Origin of the sequence: uncultured Varibaculum sp. (assembly GCF_902489465.1) — a bacterium.
GTDB lineage: Bacteria > Actinomycetota > Actinomycetes > Actinomycetales > Actinomycetaceae > Varibaculum.
Window position 1 is genome coordinate 49,371 of record NZ_CABTZZ010000002.1, and the last position, 15,721, is coordinate 65,091.

A 15,721-nucleotide genomic window follows, 5' to 3' on the forward strand; every position below is an offset into this window, starting at 1 on the left:
AGGAGTAATGAATTCCGATAAGGAACCAAGCGAACTTGCGGGAATCACCACGGTGTCTGCGCGCGCTATCCAAACCATTGCGATGGCGGCCACCGCCCAGCGAATCAGTGTCCCCGGTGAGCAAATAAAAGTTTCTACCCGTGACGACCAGGGGTTATTGGGCATAGATATTTCTTGTCCCCTTAGCTCCCAGGTTCTAGACACTATCATTAACACCTCCGATAGCTCCGTGTTTTCCTTGGCGGACGCAGCGCGGCATGACATCGTTACCCGCGTTGGCCAGATAGCAGGAGTGAAAGTTGGGCGAGTAAATCTGCGACTAACTGGAATCTATAAGCATCAGAAACGGAGGCAGCTGCAATGAGTAACCAATCCAGCAAATCCGGCTCTCACGTGTCTTATCTGGTTAGACGGCAGACCCATTCCTCTCGCGCTTTAAGCAGCGTTATTTTAGCGATCATCATAGTTGCTGCTCTGGGGTTTTTAGCTACCGAGGGCGTGTTGGCGTTATTTGGGAAAGATCCCCTGCTGGTAAACCCGGCTGATATGTGGCAGCAAGGATTTGCGTCTTTAAGTAATAGTCACCGTCCCCTAGCGATTATCGTAGGGGTGCTGCTAGCCCTGGGCGGATTAATATTGCTAGCTAAAGCGGTACTGCCGGGTACTTTAAGTAAACATGCCCTCAGTGACGAACGCACTGCCTACGTTATTGATGATGGTGTGGTCGCCGCAGGAATTTCTCGGTTAGTACGCGAAGAGGCAGGTCTGCCACCAGGAACCGTCTCTACCGCAGTTAGTAAACGACGTTCGGTAAGTACTATTACCCCTAGTACTGGACGCACCTTAGACCAAGCGCAAATCCAACAGGTGGCAAGCGAAGAGGTCGCTTCCTGGCAGCTGAGGCCGCGGCTAAAGTCAGCAGTTAAGATCGCTACCGAAGGGAGGCTTGAAAAGTGAAAAAACTACCTCGAGCTTTGAATCGGATCTTACTGTTTATTTTTGGTTTGCTGTTTCTTGCCGCCGGAGTTTCAATTACCTCCGCTGCATCCTCAGCCTCGATTCACCGCCGCCTTATTGACTACCGCTCAAAAATAGAGTCCGGATTTACCAACCTGGCTAGACAGTCAACCTTCCAGGTGCAAGGCAGAGAGATTTCCGCAGTTCACGCAGGAGCTCTCGCCTTGGGAATTATAGTGATCCTATTGCTGATAGTCTGGGTGTTTTCCCAAGGCGGCGGCAAGATTCGCTCGCTGGCTTTAAATAAGGCCGGAAAGGATTCTGACAAAGAAGGCGAGATTACTGCCGAGTTGGGGTTAATCCAGGACATAATCGAGAGTGAAGTGGCTAGTAGTCGCGACATTGCCTCTCTAAAAATCTCTTCTTGGGAGGTAAAAAAGCGCCCTGGACTGGCGTTAACCGCCGCGGTTTACAAGGGGACGAACCCTCGCGAAGTTAAGATAGAAATTGATCAAGCGATTGCGAAGTTAGATCAAGTTTTAGGAATAAAAATGCCGATTCTGGTGCGGATCACCACGAATTGGCGAACCAATTTAGGATCTGCGGATCGCGTAGATTCATAAAGTATAAAAGGAGAACAATATGGGACTGGACGACAAGATTAAGAACTCTGCAGAGGACTTGGGCGGCAAAGCAAAAGAAGCTGCCGGCAAAGTTAGCGGAGACAAGAACGTAGAAGCCGAAGGGAAAGCAGATCAGGTTAGCGCAGAAATCAAAGATAAGGTTTCTGAGTTTACCGATAAAGCTAAGGACGTGGCCGAAGAAGCCGGCGCTAACCTGAAGGCTGCTGCCGAAAAAATCAAAGAAGGATTCTCTAACGACAAGTAAATCCGGCAAGATTCAACGGTAGCAAATAGCTAGTTTAAGAATCGGGAGGCGATCGCCTCCCGATTCTTTTATGTCCTACTCCCCTAGCATCCTCGCGAACAAACCCTGTCTCAAAACCCGCTATCCCGAGTCCCTCGTTAATGCCTAGTTAATCCAGTAGGGAGGGCGAAACTTTGGTTTCCTCACCAATGCGCATATCCGCGATTTTACCGGCTGCCCGTAACTCTTTTAGTCGTGGCACCACCCGCCGGGAAATACCCCAAGGGTCAATCGTGTTTAGGTAAATCCGGGTACCGCCCTCAAAACCCGCCAAGGTCGAAATTCGCCATTTCAGTAAGATCCGCCAGCGCATCGGAGTCGAAACCGATAGCGGACGGTGATACCACTCTTCGTTGCAAGGGACATCAGCACCGGTAGCAGCATGGATAGCATGCAAAATATCAGAAACTGCCCGCGTCTTCTTTTCTCCCGCATCCCAGGGATTACAGGGCTTACCGAGTGGCCAGACCGCGATCGTAGGATAACGGTGCCCCACCCCCGCCATCGCAATCGCGTCCTCGTTTTGCGCCAAGATCAGTCCGCGAGTAGCCCGAATCTTCAAAATAGTGTGGTAAATATCGGGGTCCTTGCGCAGTCGTTCTCGTTCCTGAGTGGTCTGAACAGGGAATTCGTCAATCGCTACCAATTGTTTATGTAGGTGATCGAAACTGGCACCCGCCGGTTTTAGCCAATTTTGGAAAGTCGCCACATATTTGACAGCCGGATCCAGATCGTACAGATCCCGCAGCGCCCTCGTCGTGAAGGCAATATAGGCATGATGCTCATCCGGAGTCAGAGTACCCGCGGAAGCCAGCTGAGAGGAGTTAGTGGCTCCCGGAACGAAATGCCGATTGGCCACAATCAGATCATGTCCACCCGAGAAGAACGAGTTTGCTTGCCCCAACATTTCCGGTTCGCTGAGGCTATTTATTTCCTCGTCATTCATCCCGTATTGGTGCAGCTTCGCTCGCACTACCCGCAACACATGGTCATAGCCGGTAGGGGTAGAAAGGTATTCCGCCAGATGCTGGCGTTCTTTATCGGATGGTTCATGGCCATGATTAAGATGCCAGTACTGATAGGAAACGATCTCAAAGAGGTTCGGGATCCGCCGAAAATCGGCCGGGTACTTACTAAGCTGATCGGCCGCTAGCCCTTCTACAATCCGGAAATCTCCGAAACTGGTAGTCTTATCTGCTGGCAGATCCGGATCACCTAAGACAATTCGAGATTTTTCGGGCGGGGTTTCTAAATAGCGGTCAGAGCAGAAGGCACAAGTGGAAGTATGATCCTTGGCACTAATGGGAGTGGGGTTAACCTGAGGCTTGGAAAGTGGGCGATGCCCCCGACCCGGTACCGTCCACACCTCGGTTCCAGTTAACTGATTTCGTTGCTTAACGGTTCCATCTGCCAGTTTAACTAATGCTCGTGCGGCTACTGCTTCCTCTTTTGCCATACTTCCACCCTAGTTGCCTATTGGTACTTTTTCTCCCACTCCCCGCGCGTGTAAGTCAGATGCTTTAAATGCTGGGGGTCTGGTTTATAGTGAGCGGGAGGGGAAGGAGGTAAGTTGATTAAATATCTGGGGTCAAAACGGAACCTGGTACCAGCTTTAGGAACCATTGCTAGCGCTGCTGGCGCGCGGAGTGCTCTCGATCTGTTTTCCGGTACCACTCGGGTCGCCCAAGAGTTTAAACGTCGCGGGATCTCCACTACTGCCTGCGATCTTGCTTCCTATAGTTATCAACTGGCGCGTACCTATATCGAAACTGATGCCAACACCGTTGATATCGCTGCCTTACGCGACCACCTCGAGGCAATGAGCACCCTTAAAGGTAAAGAAGGATACTTCACCGAGACTTTTTGCCACCAGGCTCGGTTCTTTCAACCCCATAACGGAAGGCGTATCGATGCTTGCCGAGATTACCTGGTTGACCTGCAAAACGATCCCTTATTCCCGATATTATTAACTTCCCTGATGGAGGCTGCCGACCGCGTAGATTCCACCACTGGAGTCCAGATGGCGTATCTGAAGAAGTGGGCGCCGCGTTCCTATAACCAGTTAGAGCTACGTTTGCCGCAGCTGCTGCCGGGAAAGGGGCGGGCCTTCCAAGGAGACGCCCTCAAACTGGTTGACCAGGTACCCCAAGTGGATCTCGCTTACCTCGATCCCCCCTATAACCAGCACCGTTACTTTACTAACTACCATATTTGGGAAACCTTAGTGCGTTGGGATGCCCCCCAGGCCTACGGAGTGGCGCGCAAACGGATAGATGCGCGCGGTGATCAGCACCGTTCAGTATTTAACTCCAAACGCACTATGGCGCAAAGTTTCTTTTCCTTGCTTGGCCGGGTACGCGCCCAAACCATAGTGGTTTCCTATAATGACGAAGCTTGGATTGGCGAGGACGAGATGGTTAATGCCATCCTGGAGGCCGGATTTGCCCAGGTAAAAAAGTTTGCGTTTTCACAGCGCCGCTATGTGGGAGCAAAAATCGGAATCTATGACCCGCAAGGAAAGAAAGTGGGGAAGCCAGGGGCGGATCGAAACATTGAGAATGTTTTTGTAGGCGGCAACGCTACCACTCTGTCTCAAATCAGCGCGGCCTTATCCTCTTAAATCAGTCGACAGTTAACGGTTTTAGTATTGGAGCCAACCCTTAGCCTGCTGGGAGAGCTGCTGCAGCAAAGAAATAGCCTCTTGCGCTCTAGCTGCCGGTACCATCAGGTGGTCATGGTGCAGTCCCGATAAAACATTGCAGGGAATAGATTGGCTGGCCAGCTGCGAAGCGACCGTAAAAGTAAGCCCCGTTTCTTCTAGCGAGACATCGCAATCCAAAGTAATTCGGCGATAAATCTTTTTCCCCGCGGCCAGACCTGCTGCTTTTGCCTGTTCTAAGGGAACGATTAGGGTGAGTCCTTCTTCCTCTTTTATCTGTGCAAACGGCTCTAAGCCCGCGGGCAGACCATCCCGCTCCGACAAGAACACATACTTGCCAAACATATGGGGATGAAGCTTAGACAACGCTAGATCAAAGTCAGAATACGAACTCATAGTTTTAAGTTAGGGGGCTAAGCCCTACCCGTGCTTTCTAGTCTCACTCTGCGGTCGATTTTTACCAGTTTCAGCAGGTAAATACCAAAACTTTCAGGCTGCGTTCAGCAACTTGTTTTAGAGTGCTGGCTTATAAATCAGCCCTTGCCAAAGAGGGGATCGACTCTTTGGCAATAAGATACTCATCCCGTGCGCAAGTCAGGACATCCGCCGATAAACACTCATCACTGCCCGCGCTACCGCCGAGGGTGCCTCTAACGGCACCAAATGTCCCGCCCGTGGCACGGAGACTACCCGGGTGCCGAGTGCCTTGGCCATCGCCTCCGCCTGGGCCGCAGTGGAGTTTTGATCTTGCTCTCCCCGAACCACCATTGCCGGGATTTGTGCCCGTCCTAGCGTCTCGAGACGGCCAGGGCGCGCCGCCAAAGCACGCTGCGCCCAAGAAATTGCCTCCCCGGGTGCCTCGTTAATCCATTTTTCCATCAGCTGGGGAATCTTGGGAAAATCCGTGAGGGTCTCTTTGGCCAACATGTTGGGGATGGACTTCACCAGTTGTTCTTGCGCCCTGCCAACCAGAGCCCCGACCGCCATTTCTGTGCGTGCAGCCCGCGCGTCCGCAGTATCAATATCAGCCTTAGTGCCCACTAGCACCACTCCGCCCACTAAACGGGGATGCCGCTCAATCATCGCCTGCGCGGTGTATCCTCCCATAGAGTTCCCACACACCAGTACTTTTTCCGCTCCTTCTGCTCGTACTGCCTGGGCTACATAATCGGCATAGATTTCTAAAGAGGGAGGATCTAGCGGAACCGGGGAACGGCCAAACCCAGGCGGATCGATCGCTATTACCGGTACTCCCTCGAAACGACGGGCAACCCCTTCCCACATTCGATGGTCATAGGGGAAAGCTGCTAATAAAACCACTGCGGGGGTACCCGCCATTCTATGCGCGTCCCGCGTAAAAATAGCCACGTTCATAATCTCCATCTTCGCACAGCTCGGAGAAGATGACCGCGAAAACTGGCACGATAGTTGCGGAATTATGTTTTAGGGTTTTGGCGAGCTCCACGAACCCGCAAATACTAGAGACCGCGTTCCCAACATGAACGATGCCAATGTCGGCGCTGGTCTAAACCCGCTTGAGTACCAAAAATAAAGTCGGTTCGCCAAGCCACCACATGTGCCTGGCCGATCCGGATCTCCTGGCTACACCCGGGACACAAATAAGTTTTACGCGCCTGGGACAGGTACTGCACCTGGAAATCACCGTCCGGGCGGGAAACTGCCCGCGGCATGGAAGCTAAGGAATCTATCCTTAAAGGCCGGTGCTCCCCCCAGGGACGTTTACGAGAGCGCCTAGCCACTTTAAAATACCCGGGATCCGCGTTTGTAAACTTCCATCGGATTCAAATGGGCATCAGTAACTAAAAGATCAGCAAATTTGCCGGGAGCCACCTGCCCCAATTGGGGGTTTCCTAAGATTTTTGCCCCTTGCGCCGAAGCACAATACACCGCATCTACCAGTGGGATTCCTGCCTTATGCGCTATCTTCACCTGGTTGATGAGGTGAGAGGTTCCGCCCGCGAGCCCTCCGCCGCGCTGACTCAAAGTTGCTACGCCCTCTTTAACGGTTACTGCTTGCCCCCCGAGGACGTAGTCGCCGTCTCCCAGCCCCGTAGCGGCCATCGCGTCGGTCACGAATACCATCTGTTCGCGTCCGATCAGTTCATATACGTTGCGTACTAAAGAAGGAGCCACATGGACACCGTCGGCAATGAGTTCGACAATCACTCCGCCCCCGGCCGCATCCGCCAAGATCTCCGGAACCGGTCCGGGATCGCGGTGATGCATGGGCGCCATTCCATTAAACAGGTGAGTTACCGTGGCATGCGGGCAGCGGGCATGCGCCGAATGCTGCAGAGTTTGCCGCACTTCTACCAAGGCGTCCCGCATCTTCTTAGAACTGGTATCGGTATGGCCAAAGGAAGGCACTGCCCCACCCGCAATCAAGGCTTCGGCCACTCCGGAAGGTCCCATGGCATAAGGTTTTTCCGGAGCGAAAGTCATCGACACCGCATACCCCCGGGAGGCAATCAGCAGCTCGCGCGCTAAGGGTTCATTAGGGGCTTGAATATGCGCGGGATCTTGAGCGCCACAATGCCCCTGAGCAATGAAGGGACCTTCAAAATGGATACCCGCGAGTTTACCTGCCGCGCACATCCCGGCTAATAATTCGGCTTTCTCCCGCAACACCATCGGTGATTGCGTAACCAGCGAGGCTACCAGCGAGGTAGTGCCCCAGCGTAGATGTTCAGCCACCGCTGCCAGGGCTTGGTTTTCGGACTGGATATCCGGGAAAGACACGCCCCCGCCCCCGTGGCAGTGGACGTCGATCAACCCCGGCAATACGTAGCGATCGTCACTTGGAGCGGTGGCTGCCAGTATTTCGTCACCGAAACCAGCGTCTTTAGCCGCAGTTGATTCGCCTATCCAAACAATGGCGTCTCCGGAAACTACCACTGCCCCATCGGTAATGATGCGGTTGGTGGTTACTACTCGTCCGCGGATGGCAAATACTTCATTCATAGCTGCAATGCTCCTGCCCGATAAGTTGTTTTTTCATGGCTTAAAACAGGCGCGATTCGGCGTCGTCTACTCCTCGCATCGTATCGTAATCCAAGGTTAGACAGCGAATCCCCCTATCTTCGGCAAGGGTTCTGGCCTGCGGTTTGATTACTTGCGCCGCAAAAATCCCCCGCACTTCCGGCATAATCGGATCCCGGGAAAGCAGATCTAGATAGCGGGTGAGCTGCTCTACCCCATCAATTTCTCCGCGCCGCTTCACTTCTATGGCTACGTGATTGAGCTCAGGGTCAAAAACCAGTAAATCGACCGGACCTACCGCGGTGGGGTATTCTCGCCGAATTAACTTCCATCCGGTTCCCAGAATATCTGGGACTTGCGCCGCCAGCAGCTCTTGTAAGTGCGCCTCTACCCCGTCTTTTTGCAGTCCCGGATCTATTCCCAACTCACAACTGGTTTCCGAAAAGATCTCTCCGATCCGCAGTTTTAGCTGATCCCCAGTTTTTGCTGATTCTACTAACCAAATCTGTTCTATGTCGGCGGCTTCGTCTTCGGGCGGTACCGGTAATTCTTCGATAGTAGCCGGCCCTGCCATCCAGTTAAGGGGTTTATAGGAGCCCCCATCACAGTGAATAAGCACCGAAGAATCGGCTTTCACCATGATCATTCGCGGTGCCATCGGTAAAAACGAGGTGAGGCGACCGCTGTATTCGACGGAGCAGTTAGCGAAAAGTACGCGCATGGGAATCTATTCTAGATCATCGGAAAATCTGGTTCACCCGGTCATTTCTTGCGTTATTTTGCAAGCAGCTTTATCCCCAGGATTGGGGAATTTCCCGGGGAGGCGCCGCCTCTGCCCAGGATACGAGGCCGGCGTGGTCGTCCTCGGAAAGGAACAACCAGAAACGATGGGTATCTACCGTTACCGGTACTGCCACGTTGCGTATCCCTTTTTTGGACAGGTAGTTGTGGACTTTCCCTAGCTCTATTTGCCGGCGCGGCCAAGTCTTGTCGGGACGGAAAGACAGACCTGCCGCTTTATACCAGCTTAAAGACTCGGCCTCATATACTGCGCAGCCCTCGGTCCATCCGGAGGTTACGTCCGGTCGGTAGGAGCACAGAAAAGCCCCTCGCCGGTAGAGGCGATTCATACGCCACAAAAAATAGGCGGCGATTAAAGCCACTAGGGCGGCAATCACCAAAATGATTAGCAGAAGAACTTTTAGCGCCGTCATGGCCTAACTATATCGCCTATAGCCAAATCTTTTCGATTTACAGCCCGTCAACTACGATGGTCACCTTATCTTCATCAACGGAAACAAATCCGGGAACTATTTCAAAAACCCGGGCATCCGGGTCATTTTCTTTCATCCCCACTTTAACTTTTCCCGCGGTAATGGTACCTAAAAAAGGCAGGTGTCCAGGTAAAATCCCCAGTGAGCCTTCGGTAGTGGGCAGGGAGACGAATCCCGCCTGCCCACTAAACAGCTCCCCCGAGCGGGTCACTACTTTAACCGAAAGCAAATTCATTACGCCGCTTCCTTCTGCAGCTTCGCCCAATTGCGTTCCAGATCCTCGATCCCGCCAATATTGAAGAAGGCCTGCTCCGGAATATGGTCATAGGTGCCTTCACAGATACGCTTAAAGGCCTCAATGGTTTCAGCCAGCGGAACTGTGGAGCCTTCCACCCCGGTGAATTTCTCGGCCATATAGGTGTTCTGGGACAGGAACTGTTGGATCCGGCGTGCCCGGTTCACGGTGAGTTTGTCCTCTTCAGAAAGCTCATCCATGCCTAGGATGGCGATAATGTCTTGCAGTTCTTTGTTCTTTTGCAGAATCGACTTTACCTGGGTGGCCACCTGATAGTGTTCTTCACCTACATAGGTGGGATCCAAAATCCGCGAAGTCGAAGACAAGGGATCAACCGCCGGATACAAACCACGCGAAGCAATATCACGCGAAAGTTCGGTGGTGGCATCTAGGTGCGCGAAAGTGGTTGCCGGAGCCGGGTCGGTGTAGTCGTCAGCCGGCACGTAAATCGCCTGCAGCGAGGTAATCGAGTGTCCTGCAACCGAGGTAATGCGTTCTTGGAGTAGACCCATTTCATCGGCCAGGTTCGGCTGGTAGCCTACCGCCGAGGGCATGTGCCCCAGCAGAGTCGATACCTCCGAGCCGGCCTGGGTGAAACGGAAAATGTTGTCGATAAACAGCAACACGTCCTGGTGCTGTACATCCCGGAAGTATTCCGCCATGGTTAGACCGGTTAGCGGAATGCGCAGACGCGTCCCCGGAGGCTCATCCATCTGTCCGAAGACTAGTGCGGTCTTATCAAAAACTCCCGCTTCATCCATTTCATGAATCAGGTCGTTGCCCTCGCGGGTACGCTCACCCACGCCAGCAAATACCGACACACCGCCGTGATCTTGGGCTACGCGCTGAATCATTTCCTGAATCAACACGGTCTTGCCTACGCCTGCCCCGCCGAACAGACCAATCTTACCACCCAGCACATAGGGGGTGAGCAGGTCAATAACTTTAATCCCGGTTTCAAACATCTGGGTTTTAGATTCCAGCTGATCAAAAGAGGGCGGGTCGCGGTGAATAGGCCACCGTTCTTTAATCTCGAGGGTCTCCCCCTCTTCCAGGTTGAGGCAGTCGCCGGTGACGTTAAATACGTGTCCCTTGGTAACGTCACCTACCGGAACTGAAATGGGGGCTCCCGTATCAGTTACTTCCTGTCCGCGCACCAATCCGTCAGTGGGCTTTAGGGCTAGGCAACGCACCACATCGTCGCCTAGGAACTGCGCCACCTCCAAGGTGAGCTTATGGGGGGTAGCTTCGCCCTCAATCTGGATCATGGCTTCCAGGGCATTGTACATTTCCGGCAGATGATCTGGCGGGAACTCCACGTCCACGATCGAGCCGATCACCTGGGAAACCCGTCCCACGCCCGTAGTCCGTTCGGTATCACTCATTAGAGTCTCCTTAATCCTTTGTTTCCTCTAGCGACCAGCGGCCAAGGCTTCGGCCCCGCCGACGATCTCCGTTATTTCAGTAGTAATTTCTGCCTGACGTGCATTATTAGCCAGGCGGGTATAACGCTCAATCATGTCCTGAGCATTATCGTTGGCAGTGTGCATCGCGGTTTGCCTGCTGGCTAACTCGCTGGCAGCTGCCTGCAGCAACGCCGAGCGAATCCGCGAACGCACATACATAGGTAAGATCTGGTCAAGAACTGCCTCGGGGCTAGGCTCAAACTCGTATAGCGGAGGTACTTTGCCCTGGGGCGTATCCAGGTTAATATCCATCTCTTCGGCTTCTTCTTCCGAGATGACCTCCAGTGGCAACATCTTGCGTACTATCGGAACCTGTTTGACCATATTCACGTAGCGGGTAAACACCAGGTAGACCTCACAGACCCCCTCATGAATCACGTCCGCCAAAAAAGTGTCGGTAAGAACGTCGGCGATCTCGTAAGATTGCTCGATGGTCGGAGAATCCGAGTTACCGCTCCAGGATCGTTCCACCGGAACCCCGCGGAACCGAAAGTAACTTTCTGCCTTGCGTCCATAGCTATAGAGCACCGGTTCTTTACCTTGCTCTTTGAGCTGATCCACCAGTTTCTCGGTTTCACGAAGAATAGAGGCTGAATAAGCACCGGCTAGACCGCGATCAGAAGTCACGCACATAACCGCTACCCGGTCAGTATCCGTACGCTCTCGTGTTACCGGATGATCGAACGAAGAGTGAGCTGCTAAAGCCGCCAAAGCCTGCGTGATTGCCGTATCGAAGGGCGTGGACTGAGTGGCAGCTTCGCGAGCCTTTCCGATACGCGAGGCCGCGATCAGCTCCATAGCATGGAAGACCTTGCCCAGCGTCTGCGTGGCCTTGATCTTCTGCTTATATATCCGCTGCTTTCCGCTCAAGGTTAATCCTTTTTATCTTTCTTGTTGTGGCGATCTACCACCAGTTTTTCGTTATCACGCTCAGCTTCGGAAACTTCTTCGGGAATGTTAACTTCTGAGTCCAGCACTCCCTGGGAAGAAACGAAACCGCTGCGGAACTTCTCGACCGCTGCTTTTAGAGCCTCTTCCGTATCGGAATCGAACTGCCCGGTTTCTTTAATCTTGGCGGGTACATCCGAATTGGCATGCAAATAGGCAAGCATTTCCGACTCGAAGCGGTGAACATCAGATACCTCGATATCATCTAGATAGCCGCTGGTTCCTGCCCAAATCGAGCAAACCTGATCCTCGACCTCGTAGGGAGTAGCCTGGGGCTGCCGCAGCAATTCCATCAGCCTTGCACCCCGGGTGAGCTGCCTCTTGGTGGTGGCATCCAGATCGGAAGCGAACATCGCGAACGCCTGCATATCCCGGTACTGTGCCAAAGTAATCTTCAAAGTGCCGGAGACTTTCTTCATCGCCTTGACCTGCGCGTCGCCGCCTACACGAGAAACCGAAATACCTACATCCACTGCCGGACGTTGGTTGGAGTTAAACAGATCCGACTGTAAGAATATCTGTCCGTCCGTAATCGAAATGACGTTGGTAGGAATATATGCCGACACATCATTGTCTTTGGTTTCAATCAAAGGCAATCCGGTCATCGAGCCTCCACCCAGTTCATCAGAGAGCTTGGCACAGCGCTCCAGGAGACGGGAATGTAGGTAGAAAACGTCACCGGGGTAGGCTTCGCGCCCCGGCGGACGGCGTAGCAATAGGGAAACGCTACGATAGGCTTCTGCTTGTTTGGAAAGATCGTCAAAAATAATGAGGACGTGCTTACCCTGGTACATCCAGTGCTGGCCGATAGCGGAACCGGTGTAGGGTGCCAGATACTTAAACCCGGCTGAGTCAGAAGCAGGCGCCGCCACGATAGTGGTGTATTCCATGGCTCCGGCGGCCTCTAACTGACCGCGTACACTGGCGATGGTGGAACCTTTTTGTCCCACAGCAACATAGATGCAACGTACCTGCTTATTGGGGTCGCCGCTTTCCCAGTTCTTTCGCTGGTTAAGCACGGCGTCAATCGCAATCGCAGTTTTACCGGTTTGGCGATCTCCAATAATCAACTGCCGCTGACCCCGCCCAATCGGAATCATGGAGTCGATGGCTTTCAGGCCGGTCTGCAGGGGCTCGTGCACGGATTTACGCATCATCACCCCGGGAGCCTGTAGCTCCAAGACCCGGCGTGCTTCAATATCTTGAATCTCGCCCAGGCCGTCTAGGGGCTGCCCCATGGGATCAACAACGCGCCCTAGATACCCGTCACCCACTGGAACGGATAGTACCTCTCCGGTACGGCGCACCGGTTGTCCCTCTTCAATACCTGAAAAGTCGCCCAGCACAATTGCGCCAATCATGCGGTCTTCTAGGTTCATTGCCAATCCGGTAGTGCCATCGGCGAACTTGAGAAGCTCGTTCGCCATTGCCCCCGGCAAGCCCTCGATCTGCGCGATACCATCAGCCGCCATCACTACATGCCCGATTTCGTCCTCGGTAGAGCGAGTGGGCTCATAGGAGCTTACGAAGTCCGCGAGGGCGTCACGAATCTTCTCCGGTTGGATTTGAAGTTCAGCCATGAATTTGCCTTTTCCTAACGTTCCGGTACTACCCGGCCAGTTTCTGCTTTGTTTCTTGAATGATGGTGGCCAAGGAGCCATCGAAAATTTGGGAACCCACCCGAACTTTCATGCCCCCTATCACCGAGGGATCTATGCTCACCTGTAGGTGAATGTTTTTTTGATAACGCCGTGACAAGATATCCCGCAGGCGCTCAGCTTGGGCATCTGCAAGCGGGGTTGCCACCTGCACCGTTGCTACCAGAGTATCGCCGGCTGCTGCCAGATCACGACGCATATGACGCAAGTTTCCAGTTAAGGATACCGAGTCCTCCAGCTTGCTATCGCGGTTTACAGCACTCACCGCCCGCAGAGCCAGAGTTGTAGCCGGACGCGACAAACTGGAACCAAAAAGCTCTTTTAGTAAGCGCACCCGATATTTTGGCTCGCGATTGCGATCAGAAAGCGCTGAGCGTACCTGCTGATTAGATCGCACGAATCGTTCCAAAGAAAATATTTCGTCCGCGATCTCGATAGCCTTACCCTCAGTCTGAGCACCGCGTTGTACTGCGTATTCACCGAGAGTTTCAATCACGGTGGGCAGTTCTTGGGCACTGGGAGCTGCGCTAAGAGCGCCCTCTACGGTTGTAAGTGCAACCTCTGACAGGTTTTCGGCCAAGGCTTGAAGCAACCTGACCCGATCCTCCAGGTTACGAGCCGGATCGGTAAGCGCCAATGCAATCCTAGATGAGCCTTGCACCAAGTCAGATAGCACAAAGAGGTCATCCGCCCAGTCGTAACAAGTCTGGGCAGTCATGCCCGTTTGCCGGGCTAAAACCGCTTTGCCCTGCTCTAGAGCTTGCCTACTGGATGCGCGCATTATTTCCTAACACTTTCCTTTTCGCAGGAGGCTTCCAGTTGATCCAAAAAACGGTCAATTACCCGTGCAGATAGATCCCGATCCGTCAACTGTTCGCCCACAATATTCTCTGCCAGTTCTGCAGCCAGCATCCCGACCTCAGTCTTAAGAGAAATTTCTGCAGCCTGCCGATTAGCTTCCACCTGCCGCTGTGCCTGGGCGTTAATACGCTCAGCTTCCTCGCTAGCTTGGGTTTTCGCTTCGGCCACAATCCGCTTGGCGCTCTCTTGTGCCTCCGAGCGGATCTGGGCAGCCTCCTCATGAGCATGCCGCAAAGCCTGTTCCGATTGCGTGTTGGCATCGGCGATTTCTTTCTTCGCCTGCGCCGCCTTTTCCAGACCATCTTTAATGGTGGTGGCGCGTTTTTCGGTGATCTCTTTGTACTTCGGATACATGAACTTCAATATCACGAAGAAAAAGATCAATATGACTATCGCGGACCAAATCAACTCTGGCAGCGCGGGCAGTAAAACATTGTGTTCACCTGCCCCGTCTGCCTGCTGAATCATGTATAACATTAAGTTTCCCTTTTGCGATTAGAACAGGAAGCCAGCAACCAAACCGATTAGCGCCAACGCCTCTACGAACGCGATACCAATGAACATATTGGTGGTCAGACGACCCCCAAGCTCAGGCTGACGCGCGAGAGATTCCTGGGTCTTACCAATTAAGAGACCAAGTCCGATACCGGGGCCAATACAAGCCAGGCCGTATCCGAGAGTAGCTAGAGATCCAGTCATTATTTTCTTCTCTTTCTTTCTTTATTTGTGGGTTTTCCCGCCGGAAGCGGAAGTCTTTAGTGGGCGTGCACCGACTGGTCTACATAGACCGCAGTGAGGACTGCGAATACGTAGGCCTGTAGGAAAGCAACGAAAAGTTCGAAAGCGGTTACCGCAATCGCAGCAACGAAGGTGACCAGGGAGAATACCTTCATCCCTCCTGCTGCAAACAGCAGGAAATAGTTAGTGGACAAGATAGTCAGCGCCAACAACATATGCCCCGCGATCATATTGGCCAAAAGACGGACGAACAAGGTGAAGGGACGCACGATGAAGGTCGAGAAAAACTCGATCGGAGTCAACAATATGTAGAGCACCTTAGGGACATTGGGGGGAAATAGCGAGGATTTAAAGAAACCGCCGGTGCCCTGAGCCCGGATTCCGGCGATGATAAATAGGAACCAGACGAAGATAGCTAGTAGCAACGGGATCCCCGCCACCGCGCTGCCGGCTATATTTAGCCCCGGGATGATTCCGCCAATATTCATAAAGAGGACGGTAAAGAAAATCGCGGTCACAAAACCGTTATATTTCTTCGCGTATTCTTTTCCCATCACCTGCTCAGAGATGTTGGTGCGGCAAAAGTCCAGGAGATATTCCATAGTACATTGAGCTTTACCAGGTACCAGTTTTGCCCGCCGAGTGTAAAGCACCGCGCAAATCAGGAATGCCACCAGCAATATGATGCGCACCAGGGTAATGCGATTCATTTCGAAAGGGGTACCAGCAAAGGCAATCACCGGCGGGAAGAATTCTCCAATGGTAGGTGCCTCGAAACCGTCTTGCGGTATCAGGGTGGTTAGCCCACTAAGCATCAGTGACACTATCTGTTCCCTTCAATTCTGCCGAGTTTGGCCGAAAACCGTGATCCGGATTCCATCCTAACGCTTTATTCCAGTCGGTGGACGGACTCCCGAATATCTCTAGACCAACTTAGC

20 protein-coding genes are annotated in these 15,721 nt (G+C 53.0%); 5 read left to right on the top strand and 15 right to left on the bottom strand.

What is annotated here, in order from left to right:
* Positions 1-7: 7 nt before the first annotated feature.
* From RDM26_RS00695 to RDM26_RS00710, 4 genes are read left to right on the top strand one after another with little or no spacing between them, the layout of a single operon-like run.
* Positions 8-364, top strand: a complete 357-nt coding sequence (locus tag RDM26_RS00695) for a hypothetical protein (protein WP_307737161.1) — start codon at positions 8-10, stop codon at positions 362-364.
* The gene (locus tag RDM26_RS00700; protein ID WP_307737162.1) at positions 361-957 is read left to right on the top strand and encodes a hypothetical protein; all 597 of its coding nucleotides are present in this window, start codon (positions 361-363) and stop codon (positions 955-957) included. The genes RDM26_RS00695 and RDM26_RS00700 overlap by 4 nt, the downstream gene beginning before the upstream one ends.
* Positions 954-1,580 carry a hypothetical protein gene (locus tag RDM26_RS00705; protein ID WP_307737163.1) on the top strand — a complete coding sequence of 209 codons (627 nt, stop codon included), beginning with the start codon at positions 954-956 and terminating at the stop codon, positions 1,578-1,580. The genes RDM26_RS00700 and RDM26_RS00705 overlap by 4 nt, the downstream gene beginning before the upstream one ends.
* Positions 1,581-1,599: 19 nt before the next feature.
* A complete protein-coding gene (locus RDM26_RS00710) occupies positions 1,600-1,845 on the top strand; it encodes a CsbD family protein (protein ID WP_307737164.1) in 246 nt (81 codons plus the stop codon).
* A gap of 148 nt (positions 1,846-1,993) precedes the next feature.
* Here the strand turns inward: RDM26_RS00710 and RDM26_RS00715 are convergent, their stop codons facing one another.
* Positions 1,994-3,340 (bottom strand): DUF4921 family protein, encoded by a 1,347-nt coding sequence (locus tag RDM26_RS00715; RefSeq protein WP_307737165.1) that lies wholly within the window; start codon positions 3,338-3,340, stop codon positions 1,994-1,996.
* A gap of 114 nt (positions 3,341-3,454) precedes the next feature.
* On the opposite strand from RDM26_RS00715, the gene RDM26_RS00720 reads away from it, so the two are divergent.
* Positions 3,455-4,504, top strand: coding sequence for a DNA adenine methylase (locus RDM26_RS00720; protein WP_307737166.1), 1,050 nt, complete (start codon positions 3,455-3,457; stop codon positions 4,502-4,504).
* 21 nt (positions 4,505-4,525) lie between these two features.
* On the opposite strand, the gene RDM26_RS00725 is transcribed toward RDM26_RS00720, so the two are convergent.
* From RDM26_RS00725 to atpB, 14 genes are all read right to left on the bottom strand, one after another.
* Positions 4,526-4,939 (bottom strand): ACT domain-containing protein, encoded by a 414-nt coding sequence (locus RDM26_RS00725; protein WP_278608574.1) that lies wholly within the window; start codon positions 4,937-4,939, stop codon positions 4,526-4,528.
* A gap of 198 nt (positions 4,940-5,137) precedes the next feature.
* Complete coding sequence (locus tag RDM26_RS00730) at positions 5,138-5,911, bottom strand: alpha/beta fold hydrolase (RefSeq protein ID WP_307737167.1); 774 nt, start codon at positions 5,909-5,911, stop codon at positions 5,138-5,140.
* Between the two features lie 110 nt (positions 5,912-6,021).
* Positions 6,022-6,303 (bottom strand): ATP/GTP-binding protein, encoded by a 282-nt coding sequence (locus RDM26_RS00735; protein ID WP_307737168.1) that lies wholly within the window; start codon positions 6,301-6,303, stop codon positions 6,022-6,024.
* Between the two features lies 1 nt (position 6,304).
* Entirely contained in the window at positions 6,305-7,525 is a 1,221-nt protein-coding gene (locus tag RDM26_RS00740) for an amidohydrolase family protein (protein WP_307737169.1), read from the bottom strand.
* A gap of 40 nt (positions 7,526-7,565) precedes the next feature.
* Positions 7,566-8,264, bottom strand: a complete 699-nt coding sequence (gene nucS, locus RDM26_RS00745) for an endonuclease NucS (RefSeq protein WP_307737170.1) — start codon at positions 8,262-8,264, stop codon at positions 7,566-7,568.
* A gap of 70 nt (positions 8,265-8,334) precedes the next feature.
* Complete coding sequence (locus RDM26_RS00750; RefSeq protein ID WP_307737171.1) at positions 8,335-8,757, bottom strand: DUF2550 family protein; 423 nt, start codon at positions 8,755-8,757, stop codon at positions 8,335-8,337.
* Positions 8,758-8,794: 37 nt separating this feature from the next.
* Positions 8,795-9,052, bottom strand: coding sequence for a F0F1 ATP synthase subunit epsilon (locus tag RDM26_RS00755; protein WP_307737172.1), 258 nt, complete (start codon positions 9,050-9,052; stop codon positions 8,795-8,797).
* Positions 9,052-10,497, bottom strand: coding sequence for a F0F1 ATP synthase subunit beta (gene atpD / locus RDM26_RS00760; RefSeq protein WP_238127593.1), 1,446 nt, complete (start codon positions 10,495-10,497; stop codon positions 9,052-9,054). Before atpD ends, RDM26_RS00755 begins: the two co-directional genes overlap by 1 nt.
* Before the next feature lie 27 nt (positions 10,498-10,524).
* The gene (locus RDM26_RS00765) at positions 10,525-11,448 is read right to left on the bottom strand and encodes a F0F1 ATP synthase subunit gamma (RefSeq protein WP_238127594.1); all 924 of its coding nucleotides are present in this window, start codon (positions 11,446-11,448) and stop codon (positions 10,525-10,527) included.
* Between the two features lie 2 nt (positions 11,449-11,450).
* Complete coding sequence (gene atpA, locus RDM26_RS00770) at positions 11,451-13,106, bottom strand: F0F1 ATP synthase subunit alpha (protein WP_238127595.1); 1,656 nt, start codon at positions 13,104-13,106, stop codon at positions 11,451-11,453.
* A gap of 28 nt (positions 13,107-13,134) precedes the next feature.
* A complete protein-coding gene (locus RDM26_RS00775; protein ID WP_238127596.1) occupies positions 13,135-13,965 on the bottom strand; it encodes a F0F1 ATP synthase subunit delta in 831 nt (276 codons plus the stop codon).
* Complete coding sequence (locus tag RDM26_RS00780) at positions 13,965-14,522, bottom strand: F0F1 ATP synthase subunit B (RefSeq protein WP_307737173.1); 558 nt, start codon at positions 14,520-14,522, stop codon at positions 13,965-13,967. Before RDM26_RS00780 ends, RDM26_RS00775 begins: the two co-directional genes overlap by 1 nt.
* Positions 14,523-14,540: 18 nt before the next feature.
* Positions 14,541-14,744: an ATP synthase F0 subunit C gene (gene atpE / locus RDM26_RS00785; RefSeq protein WP_278608567.1), complete on the bottom strand. Its 204-nt coding sequence runs from the start codon at positions 14,742-14,744 to the stop codon at positions 14,541-14,543.
* 56 nt (positions 14,745-14,800) lie between these two features.
* The gene (gene atpB / locus RDM26_RS00790; RefSeq protein WP_307737185.1) at positions 14,801-15,598 is read right to left on the bottom strand and encodes a F0F1 ATP synthase subunit A; all 798 of its coding nucleotides are present in this window, start codon (positions 15,596-15,598) and stop codon (positions 14,801-14,803) included.
* Positions 15,599-15,721: the final 123 nt, after the last annotated feature.